At 56.3% G+C, this 15833-nt stretch carries 10 protein-coding genes; 9 read left to right on the top strand and 1 reads right to left on the bottom strand.

Annotated elements, in window-relative coordinates; translation table 11 throughout:
- The first annotated feature begins 10 nt into the window (after window positions 1-10).
- Window positions 11-1258, top strand: a complete 1248-nt coding sequence (locus SIN04_RS12465) for a class I SAM-dependent methyltransferase (protein ID WP_134489625.1) — start codon at window positions 11-13, stop codon at window positions 1256-1258.
- A 96-nt stretch (window positions 1259-1354) separates the two neighbouring features.
- Entirely contained in the window at window positions 1355-2002 is a 648-nt protein-coding gene (locus SIN04_RS12460; RefSeq protein ID WP_244605789.1) for a sugar transferase, read from the top strand.
- 90 nt (window positions 2003-2092) lie between these two features.
- Here SIN04_RS12460 and SIN04_RS12455 read toward each other — a convergent pair whose 3' ends face one another.
- Window positions 2093-3133: a glycosyltransferase family 1 protein gene (locus SIN04_RS12455; protein ID WP_341263945.1), complete on the bottom strand. Its 1041-nt coding sequence runs from the start codon at window positions 3131-3133 to the stop codon at window positions 2093-2095.
- A 992-nt stretch (window positions 3134-4125) separates the two neighbouring features.
- On the opposite strand from SIN04_RS12455, the gene SIN04_RS12450 reads away from it, so the two are divergent.
- The 7 genes from SIN04_RS12450 (at window position 4126) to SIN04_RS12420 (ending at window position 15817) form a co-directional block, all read left to right on the top strand.
- Entirely contained in the window at window positions 4126-5019 is an 894-nt protein-coding gene (locus tag SIN04_RS12450) for a glycosyltransferase family 2 protein (RefSeq protein ID WP_134489619.1), read from the top strand.
- Window positions 5020-5345: 326 nt separating this feature from the next.
- Window positions 5346-6941: a hypothetical protein gene (locus SIN04_RS12445; RefSeq protein WP_134489616.1), complete on the top strand. Its 1596-nt coding sequence runs from the start codon at window positions 5346-5348 to the stop codon at window positions 6939-6941.
- A 514-nt stretch (window positions 6942-7455) separates the two neighbouring features.
- Window positions 7456-8382 (top strand): hypothetical protein, encoded by a 927-nt coding sequence (locus SIN04_RS12440; protein WP_134489614.1) that lies wholly within the window; start codon window positions 7456-7458, stop codon window positions 8380-8382.
- A gap of 225 nt (window positions 8383-8607) precedes the next feature.
- Window positions 8608-9807, top strand: a complete 1200-nt coding sequence (locus SIN04_RS12435; RefSeq protein WP_134489612.1) for a class I SAM-dependent methyltransferase — start codon at window positions 8608-8610, stop codon at window positions 9805-9807.
- Window positions 9808-9949: 142 nt separating this feature from the next.
- Entirely contained in the window at window positions 9950-11086 is a 1137-nt protein-coding gene (locus SIN04_RS12430; RefSeq protein WP_134489609.1) for a glycosyltransferase, read from the top strand.
- 1083 nt (window positions 11087-12169) lie between these two features.
- Entirely contained in the window at window positions 12170-14035 is a 1866-nt protein-coding gene (locus SIN04_RS12425; RefSeq protein WP_134489607.1) for a hypothetical protein, read from the top strand.
- Between the two features lie 579 nt (window positions 14036-14614).
- A complete protein-coding gene (locus tag SIN04_RS12420; RefSeq protein ID WP_197731973.1) occupies window positions 14615-15817 on the top strand; it encodes a glycosyltransferase family 4 protein in 1203 nt (400 codons plus the stop codon).
- Window positions 15818-15833 lie beyond the last annotated feature (16 nt).

The raw sequence follows: 15833 nt of genomic DNA, 5'->3' as shown, positions 1-15833 counted from the left end.
TGGAGCGGTAATGACCGACGTGAGCCAGCGCTCGCTGACCGAGCATGCCTGCCGATCTTGCGGCGGAAATAAACTTGAGACATTTCTCGACCTCGGCGAAACGCCGCTCGCGGATCGTCTCCTTACGAAGGCGGATCAAGATCGGCCCGAGCTTTATTTCCCGCTGTCCGTGGCATTTTGCGAGGATTGCAGCCTCGTGCAAATTACCGAAACCGTCGACCCCGCAATTCTTTTCGCCGATTCCTATCCTTACTATTCTTCATTCTCGCCGGCGCTGCTGGAGCATTCTCGCCAGAACGCCGCCGATCTGATCCAAAGCCGTTCCCTCGGACCGGACAACTTCGTTCTCGAATTGGCGAGCAATGATGGCTATTTGTTGAGGAACTATGTCGAGGCGGGCATTCCGGTCCTTGGAATCGATCCCGCTGACGGCCCGGCCGCCGCCGCGGAGAAGATCGGCGTGCCTACGCGTTGCGCATTCTTCACCCGGGATCTGGCGGACGCTCTGCGGCAAGAGGGCGTGCAAGCGGATGTGATCCACGCCAATAACGTGCTTGCCCATGTCGCCGACACCAATGGCTTCGTCGCGGCGATGGCTCGGCTGCTCAAGGAAGATGGCGTCGCCGTTATCGAAGTGCCTTATGTCTGGTCGCTGACCGAGCATTGTGAGTTCGACACTATCTACCATGAGCATCTGTGTTACTTCTCCGTCACGGCGCTGGACCGGCTGTTCCGCCGCCACGGGCTTTATCTTAACGAAGTAAAGCAGCTTGCAATTCATGGCGGCTCATTGCGCCTTTACGTGGAAAAGGAGGAGCGTGTAGGGCAATCGGTGCGCGGGCAACTGACGTACGAAAAAAACCGCGGCGTCGATTCAGTCGACTATTTTCGCGGATTTTCGAACAAGGTCGACGTGTTGAAACGCGATCTTCTGGCGCTTCTGAATGATGTAAAGTCGAAGGGCGCCACGATCGCTGCGTATGGCGCCGCGGCCAAGGGCGCGACCCTGATAAATACCGTCGGCATCGGACGAAATCTCGTCGACTTCGTGGTAGACCGAAACATCCATAAACATGGAAAATATATGCCGGGGCAATGGCTGCCGATCAAGCCGGTGGAAGCCCTTACGGAACTTCGCCCCGACTACGTGTTGTTGCTCGCCTGGAACTTTGCCGACGAGATCCTCTCTCAACAGAAGGCTTATCGCTCGCTCGGGGGCAAATTCATTATCCCAATCCCCACACCGCGAATCGTGTAAGCCGTCGGCTCGAACGGTCCATTGCGACGGGCATATTCCAGACGGTAGGAAGAACGAGCTGGTGAATCGATGTCGAGCGGAACGAGTTCACGCGGATTGATCGAACTTTCCCTCACCGTCGAACAGCGCCCGGTCGGCGGAGCGGGGAAGCGTGGCCTGGATATTTTCCTGGCGACGATAGGACTTATTCTGCTGTCTCCGATATTGCTGCTGTGTGCAATCACTATACTGGCAGTGTCGCGCGACAAGATTCTCTTCCGCCATCGTCGACTGGGTCTTCATGGTGAATCATTCGATTGTCTCAAATTTCAGACGATGGTACGTGACGGAGATCGCGTGCTTCGTGACTATCTGGAAACGCATCCCGAGGCGCGCGCTGAATGGGAGTCGACGCGGAAGCTGCGTAACGACCCGCGGGTCACCGCCTTTGGAAAAGTGCTGCGAAAGACCAGTGTCGATGAATTGCCTCAACTCATCAATGTCCTGAAGGGGGAGATGAGCATTATCGGACCACGGCCGATTGTCGAACAAGAGCTCACGAAATATGGCGTCCGGCGCCAAGCCTATCTGATTTGCCGCCCGGGAATCACCGGGCTTTGGCAGATCAGCGGGAGAAGCAACACAACCTATCGGAGACGCGTGGCTTGCGATGCTTGTTATGCGAAGCATTGGTCGCTTGCGTTGGACGCACAGATACTGATACGCACCCTGCCCGTTGTTTTTGGTTCGAGCGGCGCATACTAATATCAATTGCATATCTATGATCAGCCTGCCAGCCGCCGCGCGGCGAGCGAATTGATCCGCTTGTGCTATGGCGCTTTCGAAGCGCCAGTATCAAAGGCCGGAGAATGAAGAGCCCTGTTCCCAACGTTTCGCGCTGTGCGCAAGGGCGTCGACCGCAGCGATGAGAGTGCGGGCGCTAGCCGACCAGCTATAGCGGGCGCAGCGCATCATTATGTCTCGCTTTATCGACGAGAGAGGGGGAGCGCTGTCCGAGGCGCGGGAAAAGGCTTGGGCGATAGACGCGACGTCGAGGGGATTGAAATAGATCGCCGAGTCTCCGCAGACCTCGCGAACGGCCGGAATATCGGCGGCTAGAACGGGGCATCCGTGAAACATCGCTTCGAGCGGCGGAATGCCAAAGCCTTCGTAAATGCTGGGGAAGATAAGCGCGATGGCTTCACGGTAAAGCGTTGAAAGTTCCGCGTCTGAAAGATAGCCGGCCAGTATGACCCTTGCGGGAATATCGCCCAGGCCTTCCGCAAAAACAGTTGCTTTTGACGCTCCGACTATCACCAGCAGACGACGATCGTCAGGAAGTGATGCAAAGGCCTGAATAGCGCGTGTGAGATTTTTATTTGGTGATGGCGATCCCACAAAGAGAAAATACTGTCGGGGCTGGACGCCGAGGCGGAGGAGGGCGTTGGGATCGGCCTCGACCCGGCCGAGGTGTTCGCATCCGTTGGGGATGAGAAAAATGCGGCCTTGATCGAGGCCAAGCACTTCGGCGAGTTCACGCCGCGAAAATTCCGAGACCGTCCCAATCTGTGAGCGCTTGGCGAGCATACGGTCGAGCGCCCGGTGGAATAGACGATAGGCCGGGGAAAAGTTATTTGGCGTCCGGAACACCATTGCGTCATGAAGAATGGTGAGCGATCTCCTATGAAGCACAGCGCCATTATTCGCCAAACTGACCGCGAGTCCTGAACGAGCGAACACTGGGAAAACAAGCTGATCCCAGAGATGACCATCTCCCGCCCCAACCCGGCGAAGCTCGATTGTGTGCAGCGGTAAATCATCCGCGGCCATCTTCGGAGCCAGGAGCACCCACTGACGACCGGCGTGCGTTTTGCTCAATTCGGCGTCGAGAGCCATCACCAGTTCGCGCGCGAATCTCTGCACTCCGGACATACGCTGGGTCAGGAATCGACCGTTGATGTAGACGATCTCGGATGTCTGCGTCACCTCATGCCCCGCGGTGCGCCGTCCCTGGGTATCCGACCAATATCTCGAATATGATATATGGATCTACGCCCTTCGAACGATGTCGATGATCGGCGGCGGTGTTACGCACGAGCGTGCGTTCGCTCTGGCAAGATCATCAGGAGCGGCAGACATCGTAAAAGCATTATGCGCGACTCCACGGTGATAAGGATCAAGATCTAAACCGATCAAGAAGTCCAATCGAACGATCCGAATGTCGCGAAACGCGTCGGGGGATGCAAGTGGCGGAAAACACGCATGCTGCGCCATTCTCGAGTTCGATGAGGTCAGGTGAGGACATATAGCTGCCCTTTCCATGCAATCGTGAGCTGATGGCGCGCCTTTGGCGTCTCTGCGGCGAGCTGGCGGTAGTCCCTCAAGGCGCGGATTACCGCCGGCGCGAGTGTAAACATGACTCTGGAGTCTAAGCAGCTAATGCGGCTCATCCAGGCAGGCCATCTGTTGGTGTTGTCGACTTGAAGCGTTCAGCGGGAATCTCTATGCCAAAGCTGCGCAGACGGCGCGGCTGCCCGCGAAGAAGGATGTGTCCGTACTTTCCGGCGCTTGTCTGAGTCCACGCAGGATGGCGAGATAATCGAGCCGCATGCTGGGCCTGCGCCGCGGCCAAGCCGCCGGTCCTCAATGGGCTGAAGGCGCGAAGCAACAGAACAGACGGGAAGGTGACCGGTCATGGAGTTCTCATAGTGCGGCTCGCATTGTCTTGCTGGTCTCCTCATCGCGCCAAGACGGTCTCCGGAATATGCAAGCGCCGGACATGGGAGGCCATGCCGGAGGAAAACGCATTATCGTGGCGCCGGGCGCGCTCAGGCACTGCTATTCTTGCGTAAACAAATTGTAGTTCGTTGTTCGGCATGGACATCTTTATGACGTGTTCTTTGAGGCTTGCGGTGGGAATTGCGACGGCGGGGCGCACCGCCATTTTGAATGATATGCTGCGCGGGCTCGCTCGTCAGGCGCGCCAGCCCGACAAGGTGTTCGTTTGTCCTGCCTCCGATCAGGATTTCGATATGACGCAGGCGGCCACGCTGCCTTATCCGATTCAACGCGTGCGCGGGCTGCGCGGATCGTGCGCCCAGCGAAATGCGATTATCGACGTATCGAAAGGGTTTGATGTTCTGGTCTTCTTTGACGATGACTTTTTCGCTTCTCGCGACTTCCTCGCGGAGGTTGAGCGTTGCTTCCTGAGACAGCCGACCACGGTTGCGGCGAGCGGGCGGGTGATAGCTGATGGCATTAAGGGACCAGGCCTTGACGTCGCCGCGGCGCACGCCGCGCTCGCGTCCCACGAGAGTCTACGCTCCGGCGCGGGATCCGTGGAGCAGTACAACGCTTACGGTTGCAATATGGCCGTGCGGCTTGCGGCGGTCCACGCCCTAAACTTGCGGTTTGATGAGAATTTGCCGCTGTATGGTTGGCTAGAAGACGTTGATTTCTGCCGGCGGCTGGCGTGCCGTGGCCGCATCATCAAGAATGAACATATGATCGGCGTTCATCTTGGCCATAAAGGCGGTCGCTCGACGGGGCTGCGGCTCGGATATTCTCAGATCGCGAATCCAATTTACCTTTGGCGCAAGGGGACATTCAGGCTTGATCTTGCCTTGCGCCAGATGGGAATGAATCTCGCCGCGAATTTCGGCAAGGTCCTTCGGCCGGAACCTTGGATCGACCGGCGCGGGCGAGTGCGCGGTAATGTGCTTGCCCTGATCGACCTCATGCGGGGGCGCCTCGATCCGCGTCGCGTTCTCTATCTCAGCTGAATCCAAATCGAACAGAAGGGTGGCGGCTTTGACGAACGTCGGTAGATCCTGGGGTGAGATCGCCTCGTTGTTGGATCAGACAGGCGCAATTCGGCCGCAGGCCATGGCAAATGCCTTCCCGATATATAAGATGAATGCGACCGACCAGACAAAAGCCGCGGGTATTGTTGATCCTCACTCATCGGTTGGAGCGGGCGAAATCCCCTCGCATCCTGGCGCGATAACGTTGATTGCGGCCTTCGCACGTCATGTGCCGAGGCTGGCAGGCTGGCGTCTTCGCATGGCCGCCTTAAGGTCAGCGTGCGGTCAAACTCGGCTCGTCGCGGATGAGCTTAGACCATGGAAAAGCGAAACGCCCCTTTCGCTCCAGCGAGACCGAGGCCATGGGCTATCCTAGCATAGTCATGCTCATCATTCTGCTGATTGGCTTCATCTCCAGGGGCCGACTCCTGTTTTATCTCTTTTTCGCATTGAGTGCGTTCACATCATTGTCCTTGCTGCCGCCAGATCACTTCGGCGGCTTCAACGTTCAAGCCCAGACTCTTGCCGCCCTTGGCCTATTTGCAAAGACCATCCAGAGACCCGGCGCAGTCAGACATGCGATCCGGCTTATCGATGACATGAACAGGCTCGGACTTTTATTCTTCTTCCTTGTTGTCAGTATCTTGGTGTCAATCATCTCGCCAAATCTATTTGCCAGCACAATAACAATCGTTCCGGTACGCCTTGAAGGGGACTTTCAAACCGCCTTACTGTCGCCGACGGGGACGAACCTCTCACAATGTGTTTATCTCGCGGTATCTATCTTGACCGCGCTGACCTTCGCGCTGCTAGCAATGCGCCCGAATTTTATCAATAACTTTGTCGCGTCGCTTCTTTTTGGCGGGATCGTTGTGGTCGTGTCTGGGATCGCCGACATGATTTTTGCAGACTCGGGAGCTCTTGCTCCGTTTCGCAACACCTCCTTCCCAGCGCTCGAGTCTGCCATCGAATTCGGTGGAACGAGAAGAGTGATCGGATTGACGCCCGAGGCCTCGGCATATGGCTGGATTTGCGTATATATGGCCGCCATGCTGCTCTTTTTGCGCCCGGCGGTGACGCGCTCATCCGTTCGCCTCGCGACAGTCGTCGTGACCTCGGCACTCATTATCATGGCTCTGCTCTCGACCTCATCCACCGCCTATTTATGGCTAGCGTCTCTTGCTGCGTGTTATATGATTGATCTGGCAATTCGTGGATTGAGGCCAACTCCCAACAGAACTCAGAGCGCGGCGTTTGGCGGCGAACTTTTTGCCCTGGCAATTTTGATTATCATTGGCGCCACAGTGCTCGCGTTTGGAGATGGAGTATATGATCGCGCGTATGAAATGCTCGATGCGATCATATTCAAGAAGAATGCGAGCGAGTCGTTTTATGGCCGAAGCTTTTGGAATAGCACATCGTTCGCAGCCTTTATCTCATCGTGGGGCCTTGGCGTAGGCGTCGGAGGAACCCGGACCTCCAGCACCTATATCGGTTTGCTCAGCAGCACAGGCGTCGTCGGCGCGATCCTGTTCGGGCTTTTCATGATTCAGATCTTCATGACCAAGGCGCGTGACGCGGCGACAAGTTCAATTATCACCGGCTTGAAATTAACCCTCCTATCCCTCTTCCTGCCCTGGGCGACGACAGGGGGGGTCGACTTCGGACCCAATGTCGGCGCGATTTTCGGGGTGATCATCGGTTTGACGGCTGCGAATGGGGCGCGTGCGAGACAAGGATCTGGCCAAGCGAAATCTGCACGGATGACGAGGCTCATCTATGCGTCAGCGCAAAGATCGAGTGGCGATTGCCGGGCTGTGGTTCTGGCGCCTGAGCGGACGAGCGACCTGCAAAGAAAAGCATGGGAAAAGGAATTCACTCCGCCGGAGGGCGCGGGCTAGTTGAATGACGACCGCTGCAAAGGCCAGAATCGGTTTTGCCGACGCATACCGCCTGACGCCGTTGAGCTCGGAAGACGCTCATTGAAGCCAAATAACGAGTGAGGAAAGGGCGCGCGTTAATGGTTCGCTGCGAAAGCGCTTGGCGCGTTCGGCCATCGCCACTTTTGTATCCGACCGTATTTTCCGAGTCTTGTCGCGACGCCCCCTTCGAGCGACAAAGAAGGGCCCTGTGTACAGCGCCGCCGTTGTGCTGGCGGCTTTCATTTGGGCGGTAGCCGGCGCGAGACGCGTGTTTATGGCGGGCTGTCCGTTGAGGCAATGATGTCGGCGCGCGCCGCCGCGGTCCGCTCCTGACAGAGTTTCAAGGTATTGGTGGCTCTCCATCCATACTGATAATTGGACCTATCCAGACGGGATGCTGCGCGCAAAATGAGATTACGCTCCTACCTATGAGCGCTAACAGCATCGAATGATGGATATGCGGCCCAGGCGTCGATCCGAGGAGGGCCTGATCATGACTACGGTCTACTTCGATTCCGCGGTGAACGAGACCACGCGCCGCGCGCTGCTTTACGCCGGGGATATCTTCGTCTATTCACCGCGGCCTTCTACATTGGCCCTTATCGATTTTGCGCGCGAACTCATTGATGAAGGATTTGCTCCGCACGACGCGGAAACGGCGCAATACGAGATGTCGGTGGATAAGTTCGTCGAAATCTTCGCGCCACTGAAGCCGCGGTTCATTCATCATCCAAAAACAAAGGCCCTTCTGCGCAATGTGGTTGCCGCCCTTGGCTGCGATCTTGATGAGACGCATCTCGATGTTCCACGGCTGCGCGGCGTAACGAGCGATAAATATCTGACGGCTGGCGTCGGTTACGCGTTCCCCGCGCATCGCGATACCTGGTGGGCGGCGCCGATGGCTCAGCTAAACTGGTGGCTTCCGATCACGACGCTCGCCTCGGAGTCGACGATGGCTTTTCATCCGGGATACTGGACGACGCCCATCAGCAATGGGTCGGAGGAATTCAACTACTATGAATATAATTCCAGCGGTCGTAAGGATGCGGCGAAATACATCACCGCCGACCTTCGCAAACAGCCAGGTCCTCGCCAGCCGATGGAGCTCGACCCACAAATACGCATCGTTTGTCCCATCGGCGGGGTCATTCTGTTTTCGGGCGCTCAAATGCATTCGACTGTACCAAATACATCCGGGCGTACACGATTCAGCATCGACTTTCGTACGGTAGCCCGCACTGATCTGGAAGTTGGGAGCGGCGCCCCAAACGTGGACACGTTCTCGCAAGGAACGAGTCTGCGCGATTTTGTGCGTGGGTCGGATGGAGCGCCCATGCCGGACGATATCGTCGCCCGATACGACAGCGGCGATAAGCCCGAAGGGGCAATGCTCGTATTCAAGCCGCCGGTCACCGCCTAGCGCCCGCCAGACTTGACGGTGTCCGCACAGCTAGATTGGTGATGAGGCCGGACTGGACGTTCGCGCCGACATAGTGAGACCAGGGCGCAACCATCACATTGCCGTGCCCCGGTTAATTAAAAAGTGTGCACGGAGCTGCTCATAATAAGAAACAAGCGTCAATCGGGGGCATCGGCCAAGGGGTCAACCAAGGCGTGAGCAGAAGCGCGGACAGGAGCTTATATAATGGATCAATCGAGCGCGAGTGCTACCCCCGATTATACGCTGCGCGAGGCCCGCAGCGACTGTCCTCTTTGCGGTAGCCGTGACCTGTTCGAAATGTTGTCATTCGAGACGCCTGTGATGTGCAATGTGCTGTTCTCTGAGCGGCAAACTGCGCGAGACGCAGATCGAGGGCGCTTGACGCTCGCTTACTGCCAAAGGTGCTCTCACGTGTTCAACAGCACCTTTGAAGAAGATAAGGTCTGCTATACGCCCAATTACAATTCATCGCTTGAGCATTCGGCACACTTCAGGGCTTTCGCCGCGGCGTTAGCGGAACGCCTCAATAGATCCTACAAGCTGCTAGGGAAGACCGTTGTAGAGATCGGCTGTGGCAAAGGGGAATTTCTTGATCGGCTGTGCGGCGTGGCTGACGCTCAAGGTGTGGGCTTCGACACAAGTGCGGACGACCGGCGCATGCCAAATACGTCCAACGTACGCTTCATTCGTGACTATTTTAACGAGACTTACACAGACGTGCGTCCTGATCTCCTCATCGGCAGACATGTTCTGGAACATATTGCCGAGCCCGTTCAGTTCTTGGAATCATTGCGCAGGCATCCGAGCATCAAACCGGACACGATCTTCTATTTTGAAATGCCGAACGGCCTCTACACATTTCGCGATCATGGAATCTGGGATCTCATCTACGAACACGTGTCGTATTTCACGGAAGCGTCTCTAAGCATGGCGTTCGAGCGCGCAGGATTCGAGTTGCTGGATGTCGGCACCTCATTCAGCGAGCAATACATTTACGTTGAGGCCAGACCGAGCCCCAGCAGGACCTCAGATATCGTCCGAAATCACGAAGGTATAAAGCGGCTCATGCAGTCGTTCGGCGAAATCTATCAGCAAAAAATAAAGCGCTGGGCTCAATTTGTATCTCGCCATGATGCCCGGGAGACGGTTGTCTGGGGCGCTGGGTCGAAAGGGATAACTTTCGTCAACGCGGTGCCTGGCGCCGAGCAGCTTCGCGCCTTGGTGGACCTCAATCCACGCAAGCAGGGCCGCTTCGCGCCTTTACATGGAACGCCCGTTGTTTGTCCTGATGACCTGAGCACGGAACAGCCAAAATCCATTATTATCATGAACCCTGTCTATTGTGATGAAATTTCGCGCGTTGTGGCTGCATGCGCACCCACCGCGGAACTTGTTTTAGCGTAAGGCGTAAGCAAAGGGTCGAGGACGCGCCGCGCGAGGATTGGTGACTGGACGCGCGTCCTCGACGGATAGGCGGCGCGTCGCCCCGCATCCGACGACCGCGGGCGGCGGTCTGTTGGTAAGAGAGAACAGCAACAGGCGACGAATGACGCGGAATTTGCACATCGTGCACGTGACTGAGTCTGTGCGAGGAGGCACCTCGACCTATGTCGAGGAACTTATCAAGAATAACCTCGAAAATGGATATCGAGTATCGCTTCTCGGCGACGAAAGGCTGCTGACGGCAGGGCTGAAGGACATCGGCATCGCCAAATACCACTATAACGCAACAAGACGACTACCTGGAATATTTAACGCATCGCGTAGCGTGACAAAGCTGCTATCGGCGCTCGCGCCCGATATCGTTCACCTGCACGGCACGTTTCCCGGCTTTTACGTTCGGGTACTCCGATCGTCATCCTATAAGGTCGTACATTGCGCTCACGGATGGGCATTCTGCCAGGATGTGCCGTGGATCAAGAAGGCATTATACGCCGGTGTAGAAAGACTGTTGAGCAGCAAGACCGATGTTACCGTAAATATCTCTCATTTTGAGGGGCGCGCGGCGATGAAATGGGGACTTGCCGGTGACCAAGTCGTCATTCGCAATGGCGTCGCGCCCTCACGCGCGACCGGCAAACATGTGATCGAGCCAAGGACCGATAGACTCAATCTTGGTTTCATTGGCCGGTTTGACCGGCAGAAGGGCTTGGAAATTCTATTGGATGCGACAGCGAAATGCCAGGACCCAGCCGTTCATCTCTGGGTAGCCGGGGCCTGTGATCGTGATCGGGGCGTTCAGCCGCGGGTGGCGGACAATGTGAGTTTCGTCGGCTGGCTCGGCGCGGATAGAATAGACGATTTTATTTCCGATTTGGACGCAGTCGTGATCCCCTCCCGATGGGAAGGTTTCGGCTTAGTCGGAATTGAAGCAATGCGGAACGGCAAACCTTTGATTGTCTCGGACAGAGGGGCGTTGCCTGAAATGCTGATCCATGGATTCAATGGGCTCGTGTTTAATTTGGATGACCCCTGCGGCTTGAGGCGCGCTCTACAATGCTGCGACCGTAACGAACTGCGCAAAATGGGGGCGAACGCCCTGGCTGTTTATCATGAAGCGTTTCGGCTAGAGATGATGTTAGGCCAGATCAACGCCTTATATGAGCGTCTCGCCTCTACGCTAGCCTCGACGCGCCGGGGCCCGAGGGGAGTTGAGAGCTTAGTGGAGGGGATCGACAGTTGATGGTTCCGCTAACGGCGGTGGCCAACAGACGGAATAATCAAGCGGCCTGTCGTTGAAGTCTCGGGCTTCATAGCCTTTGTTGAGCCTCTCGACTGTGGCCGGAGCCGGAAGCCGGTCATAGACCGCGCGCCCTTTGTGGTTGCCTGTAGCGTCGCCGCTCATCTGATCTTCGTGGAGCCGCAGCAAAATGCACGGCTTTCTCATCGTGCCCACGCAGATCGTCGCGCATCACGCTTCCGATTGCACCATTCAATTCGTCGACCCGAGCTGCGCTCCATGAAAGCGCGCCGATATTCCATCTCGAGTTGCTCGCTTAAAAAGCTGCAAATCAACTATCGAGCCGCCTGAAGGTTCTGAACCGCGATCGCTCGGAGGCGGCGCAGATCAGGCGCTCCGAGATTCCTATTGTGTAGAACAAACATTGTGCTAAGAGTAAATGATAAGTGATGAATAATAAATGTACACTAACAACAGTGTACTATTTCAAAGCCTAGAGAATTGATTCGGCATTGTTACGCTGTGGCTTAGCGCAGATTGTGGCGTTGATCGAGAAACAAGTGAAGCTGGTGAAATCGAGGATTAGACGTGAACGATCTGTAGAAAAATGAGCCGAGAGAATAGTGTGTGTCGGGAGCATGAAGGTGCAGTTGTGCCGCTTCATGAAGGCGAGACGCATGTCCGTGTTCTCATAACGTACAGATTGCATCGATCCAGCTCGATCAAGCGTTTCTCTTCATCCTACCAAACTGCTGTGCGGCGCGCTGATGCCTCAAACCGTGGATCGTTATTGGACGCACTCTCGCCATAAAGAGCGTGTTACTGCACAGTTCAAGCTTGCTGTCAGTCGCGTCGAACCTCGATTGCGGGAGGGCTGAAGCTTGGCCAAATGTCATCTAGCGGAGAAACTGTGTGAAATATTCGATATTCGCTTGGGGCGTAGCTCTGAGCGCAACAATTGCAGCGCCCACAGTTGGGCACGCCGCGGCGTCCGTAACATATGTAGGCGTGGCCTATGGGTCCTCGAACAACTGGTCGGGTCCCGTTCAAGTCAAGACGCCGGCGGGGACGCAGAATGGCGACCTGATGCTTGCATACATCGCAACGCAGACAACGAACGGCGCATGGTTGACGGCGCCGTCGGGCTGGACCCAGGTGACCAAGACATTCAACGCAATCCAAGGCGCTCAACTTTTCTGGCGCATTGCGCATAATGAGCCGGCCTCCTACTCGTGGAGCGGCGCCTCCTACGGCGCGGCGATCATCAAGGCTTATCGCAATGTCGACGCCACGGCGCCAATCGGCCGCACTGCGGGGTGTGGATCTGATTATGCGACATCATGTCAAATCCCGGCCTTCGCTGAAACGGCGGTAGCTGGCGAACGATATGTGGGTTTCTGGGATTTTAACCTTGTATCCGCTCCGATATCCGGGCCTGGCGATCTTGGCAATGTTTCAAGAGATCTTACGCAACGCTCAATGTTTACCGGCGATAAGCTATTGTCGGCATCCGGGAATACCAACGTGGCGGCGCAAACTGCTAAGGTGTCGGGCGCGCCGAACTATTGGGACGCAATTGGGGTGACAATCAAGCCGGCGGCAACAAACGTTGCGTCTTCGCCGCCCGTAACCCAGCCTCCGCCTCCCAGCTCGCCGCCCGCCTCCATGCCCTCCTCGGGCTCCGGTGTGGTCGCCGTGAGCGCCAATGATTTCTTGAATTCCCTTGGCATATGCATTGCCTCTCCCGCGAACGGTTCACCTAACGCCACCTATGCGCCTTTGATCAAATACATAGGGGTCCGCAACGTCAGCGGCGGGAGCCTCGAGGGCGGCGGCAGCGCGGCTAACTCGATCGAACTCGCCCAGCTGACAAACACTAAAATTCTCTGGGCGCTGGACAGTGGGTTCTCAGGGTCCAGCGTCGCCAGCAATATCAGCGCAGCCAAGGCGCTTGCGACGGCTGGCGCATTGTTGGCTGTCGCAGGCGCGAATGAACCAGACAATTGGACGCTGAATTACCAAGGCCAGGTTGGCGGCGGTTCTTATTCATGGCTTCCGGTGGCGAAACTGCAAGCGGACCTGTACGCGGCGGTCAAGGCCGACTCCGTTTTGAAAAACTACCCTGTGTTTCATATTTCGCACAACGGCGCGGAGACGGATAATGTCGGATTGCAATTTCTGACCATTCCGAATGGCTCAGGCCTTTCCATGCCGGATGGCACGAAATACGCGGATTATGCGAATATGCATAATTACGTTATCTGGGAAGGAGCACCAACTCCCGTCGATAATATTGCGTGGAACGTTGCGGCCCCAACAGGAAAGGTTGCCCCTGCTCAAAACCCACTCGTGGATGACTACGGAACAACATGGAAGCACCATTATGCTGGAAGCAATGACGCACAGCTCCAGACGCTTCCGCGTGTGACAACTGAGACTGGATGGGTCAGCAGCAACGGAGGGGAGGATAATCAAGCAAAAGTTCTCCTCAACGTGTATCTATCTCAATATAAGAGGGGTTATAAATACACATTCCTCTACCAGCTGAGAGATAATGAGGGCGGATTCAACAATACGTTCGGCATTGTACGGCCGGATTATTCCTATAAGCCGGCCGCGGTCTACATTCACAATCTTACGACCATCTTGAATGATAACAAGGCTGTAGGAATAGCGCCGGGGTCTCTTAATTACTCGATCGCATCCGAGCCCGCCACTGTGCACGATTTGTTAATGCAAAAGAGCACTGGCGCGTTCGAATTGGTCGTTTGGGATGAGCGGCCGGTAGGAGAGGCAACGGACAAAGTCAACGTAAATCTGGGAGGAACGCACGGCACAGTGAATCTGTATGATCCGACTGTGGGCGTGACGGCGACTCAGACCCTCTCCAATGTGAGTTCGGTCCCTTTGACGTTGAGCGATCATCCGATCATTATCGAAGTGGTAAATTAGCCGCTGTCCCTAGCTCGGCAGTCGCCAGCGCGGCGGAATGCGATCTGGCCATCCTCCCTCCCTCTGGTTGGTTGCTGAAGGTCCTTGATCGCCTACATCCTCGTTGACCGCGTTCGAGGGCAGGAATCGTAGAGCGGAGGCCGTGCTGTAGCGCGGCCTCCTGCGTGCCATTCGCATGATGACCGTCGCCGGTGAGAGGCACTCAGTGGATCGGCTCGCCGGACCATATCCATAATTGTTCGGCTGCCGGCACGCTCTGAGCGCCCACGGTTGCGATTCGTCGGAGGGGGATTTCAGCCGGGAATCGCTGGCGGCAGCTTCACCTTGATTCGGGTTGCGCCGTCCGTCCTGTGAAATTGTCGCCATTTCCTGCGACGAGCGCGATCATTCGTTCCTAAGGCGCTCAACGCGTCGGGAGCGATGTCGCGCCTTATCCGTGTTTTCCGAGGCTTGCCCCGGCAACCGCGTTTGGGGACAGTCGGGCGGTGATGCGCCGTTCGCGTATCGCTGGCTTGACGGCGATCGAAAGTTGATCTCGCCCGGACCAGCGTTTCCATGTGTGTGATGGGAAGCCCTGAAATGCACGCGCCCGCAGCGCCGCTCGGTTCTAGCAACGGCCGCAACGCGCCAATGATCGCCGGTGTCGAGGCAGGTCTCGAAGCGGAAGTGATGTCTCACGATCATGCGGGCGAAATCAGAGTATTTGTTCATTTGGCGCATGGTTTCGGGGCGCGGAACTGGAACGAGAAATATCGCAACGGCCAAATCATAGGAATAAACGAGCCATTTGCGTATGGGTATCATAGGGCGGCGGAAGATGGTTGTCAGGTCACCTATTCCGAAGATAAGCTAGAACGTAAAATTGAAAGGCTGTTCCGCCTGGCCGTTCGGTATTTTTTGCACTTCGACTTCGTTCATGCCTGGCGCAACCGCAAAGGGATATGTACGGCGGATGTCGTATGGACGCACACGGAATCGCAGCACCTGGCGATTTTGCTGTTGTTTTGGGCGATGCGTCCAACGCGTAGACCGAAGTTGATTGCGCAGAGTGTCTGGCTCATTGACAGATGGCCAAAGTTTTCGCGCCTCCACCGTTGGCTGTTTAAGAAATTAGTGTCTCGCGCGGACATGTTGACTCTCCACTCCCCTGAAAATCTAAAAGTCGCGCGGAGCCTGTTTCCGGGCGTCCGTTGCGAATTGGTTCTTTATGGGATCAACGCCGAGGGAATGGCGCCGCCGCAGTTTAAGAGATTTTGCGACCCGATACGGCTGATGTCGGTCGGTAACGATGAGGATAGGGACTGGACGACATTGATCCAGGCGGTCAGGAGACTACCCTGTTGCGAACTTCGCATCGCGTCTCAGAAGGTGCCCCCTAAGCTGCTCGCGGGCGCGAAAAACATTGCCGTTGTCCAGCCGAAATCAAACAATGAGCTGTTGCAGCTTTATGAATGGGCGGACGTGCTTGTTCTCGCGCTCAGGCCAAATTTGCATGCTTCGGGCATTACGGTGCTCGAGGAGGCTGCGCTTCGGGGAGTTCCGGTTATTTGCAGCGACGTCGGCGGCCTTCGGGCCTACTTTCCCGGCGACGCGGTCAAATATGTGCGGCCTCAGAATGCCGAGGCGATCAGAAGCGCGATTCTCGAAATGGCCAAGGACGATGAATCGCGATGGGGCGTCGTGAAGCGCGCCCAGGCCCGGATGGGGCCAGGGGGCATTAACTCGCAATCTTACGTCAAGAGACATGTTGAGCTTTCGAGGGATCTTCTTTTTGAATCTTGAGAGGCTCGTGCCGTCT

This window comes from Methylocella tundrae (assembly GCF_038024855.1).
Classification (GTDB): Bacteria; Pseudomonadota; Alphaproteobacteria; order Rhizobiales; family Beijerinckiaceae; genus Methylocapsa; species Methylocapsa tundrae.
Note: the sequence above shows the minus strand (reverse complement) of the source record. Positions and strands in the feature narration are given on the sequence as shown.

Bases quoted from the DNA above. Each gene is read 5' to 3' on its own strand.
- SIN04_RS12465 (WP_134489625.1), top strand. From the start codon at position 11: ATGACCGACGTGAGCCAGCGCTCGCTGACCGAGCATGCCTGCCGATCT.
- SIN04_RS12455 (WP_341263945.1), bottom strand. From the start codon at position 3,133: ATGGCTCTCGACGCCGAATTGAGCAAAACGCACGCCGGTCGTCAGTGG.
- SIN04_RS12450 (WP_134489619.1), top strand. From the start codon at position 4,126: ATGACGTGTTCTTTGAGGCTTGCGGTGGGAATTGCGACGGCGGGGCGC.
- SIN04_RS12445 (WP_134489616.1), top strand. From the start codon at position 5,346: ATGAGCTTAGACCATGGAAAAGCGAAACGCCCCTTTCGCTCCAGCGAG.
- SIN04_RS12440 (WP_134489614.1), top strand. From the start codon at position 7,456: ATGACTACGGTCTACTTCGATTCCGCGGTGAACGAGACCACGCGCCGC.
- SIN04_RS12435 (WP_134489612.1), top strand. From the start codon at position 8,608: ATGGATCAATCGAGCGCGAGTGCTACCCCCGATTATACGCTGCGCGAG.
- SIN04_RS12430 (WP_134489609.1), top strand. From the start codon at position 9,950: ATGACGCGGAATTTGCACATCGTGCACGTGACTGAGTCTGTGCGAGGA.
- SIN04_RS12425 (WP_134489607.1), top strand. From the start codon at position 12,170: ATGCTTGCATACATCGCAACGCAGACAACGAACGGCGCATGGTTGACG.
- SIN04_RS12420 (WP_197731973.1), top strand. From the start codon at position 14,615: ATGCACGCGCCCGCAGCGCCGCTCGGTTCTAGCAACGGCCGCAACGCG.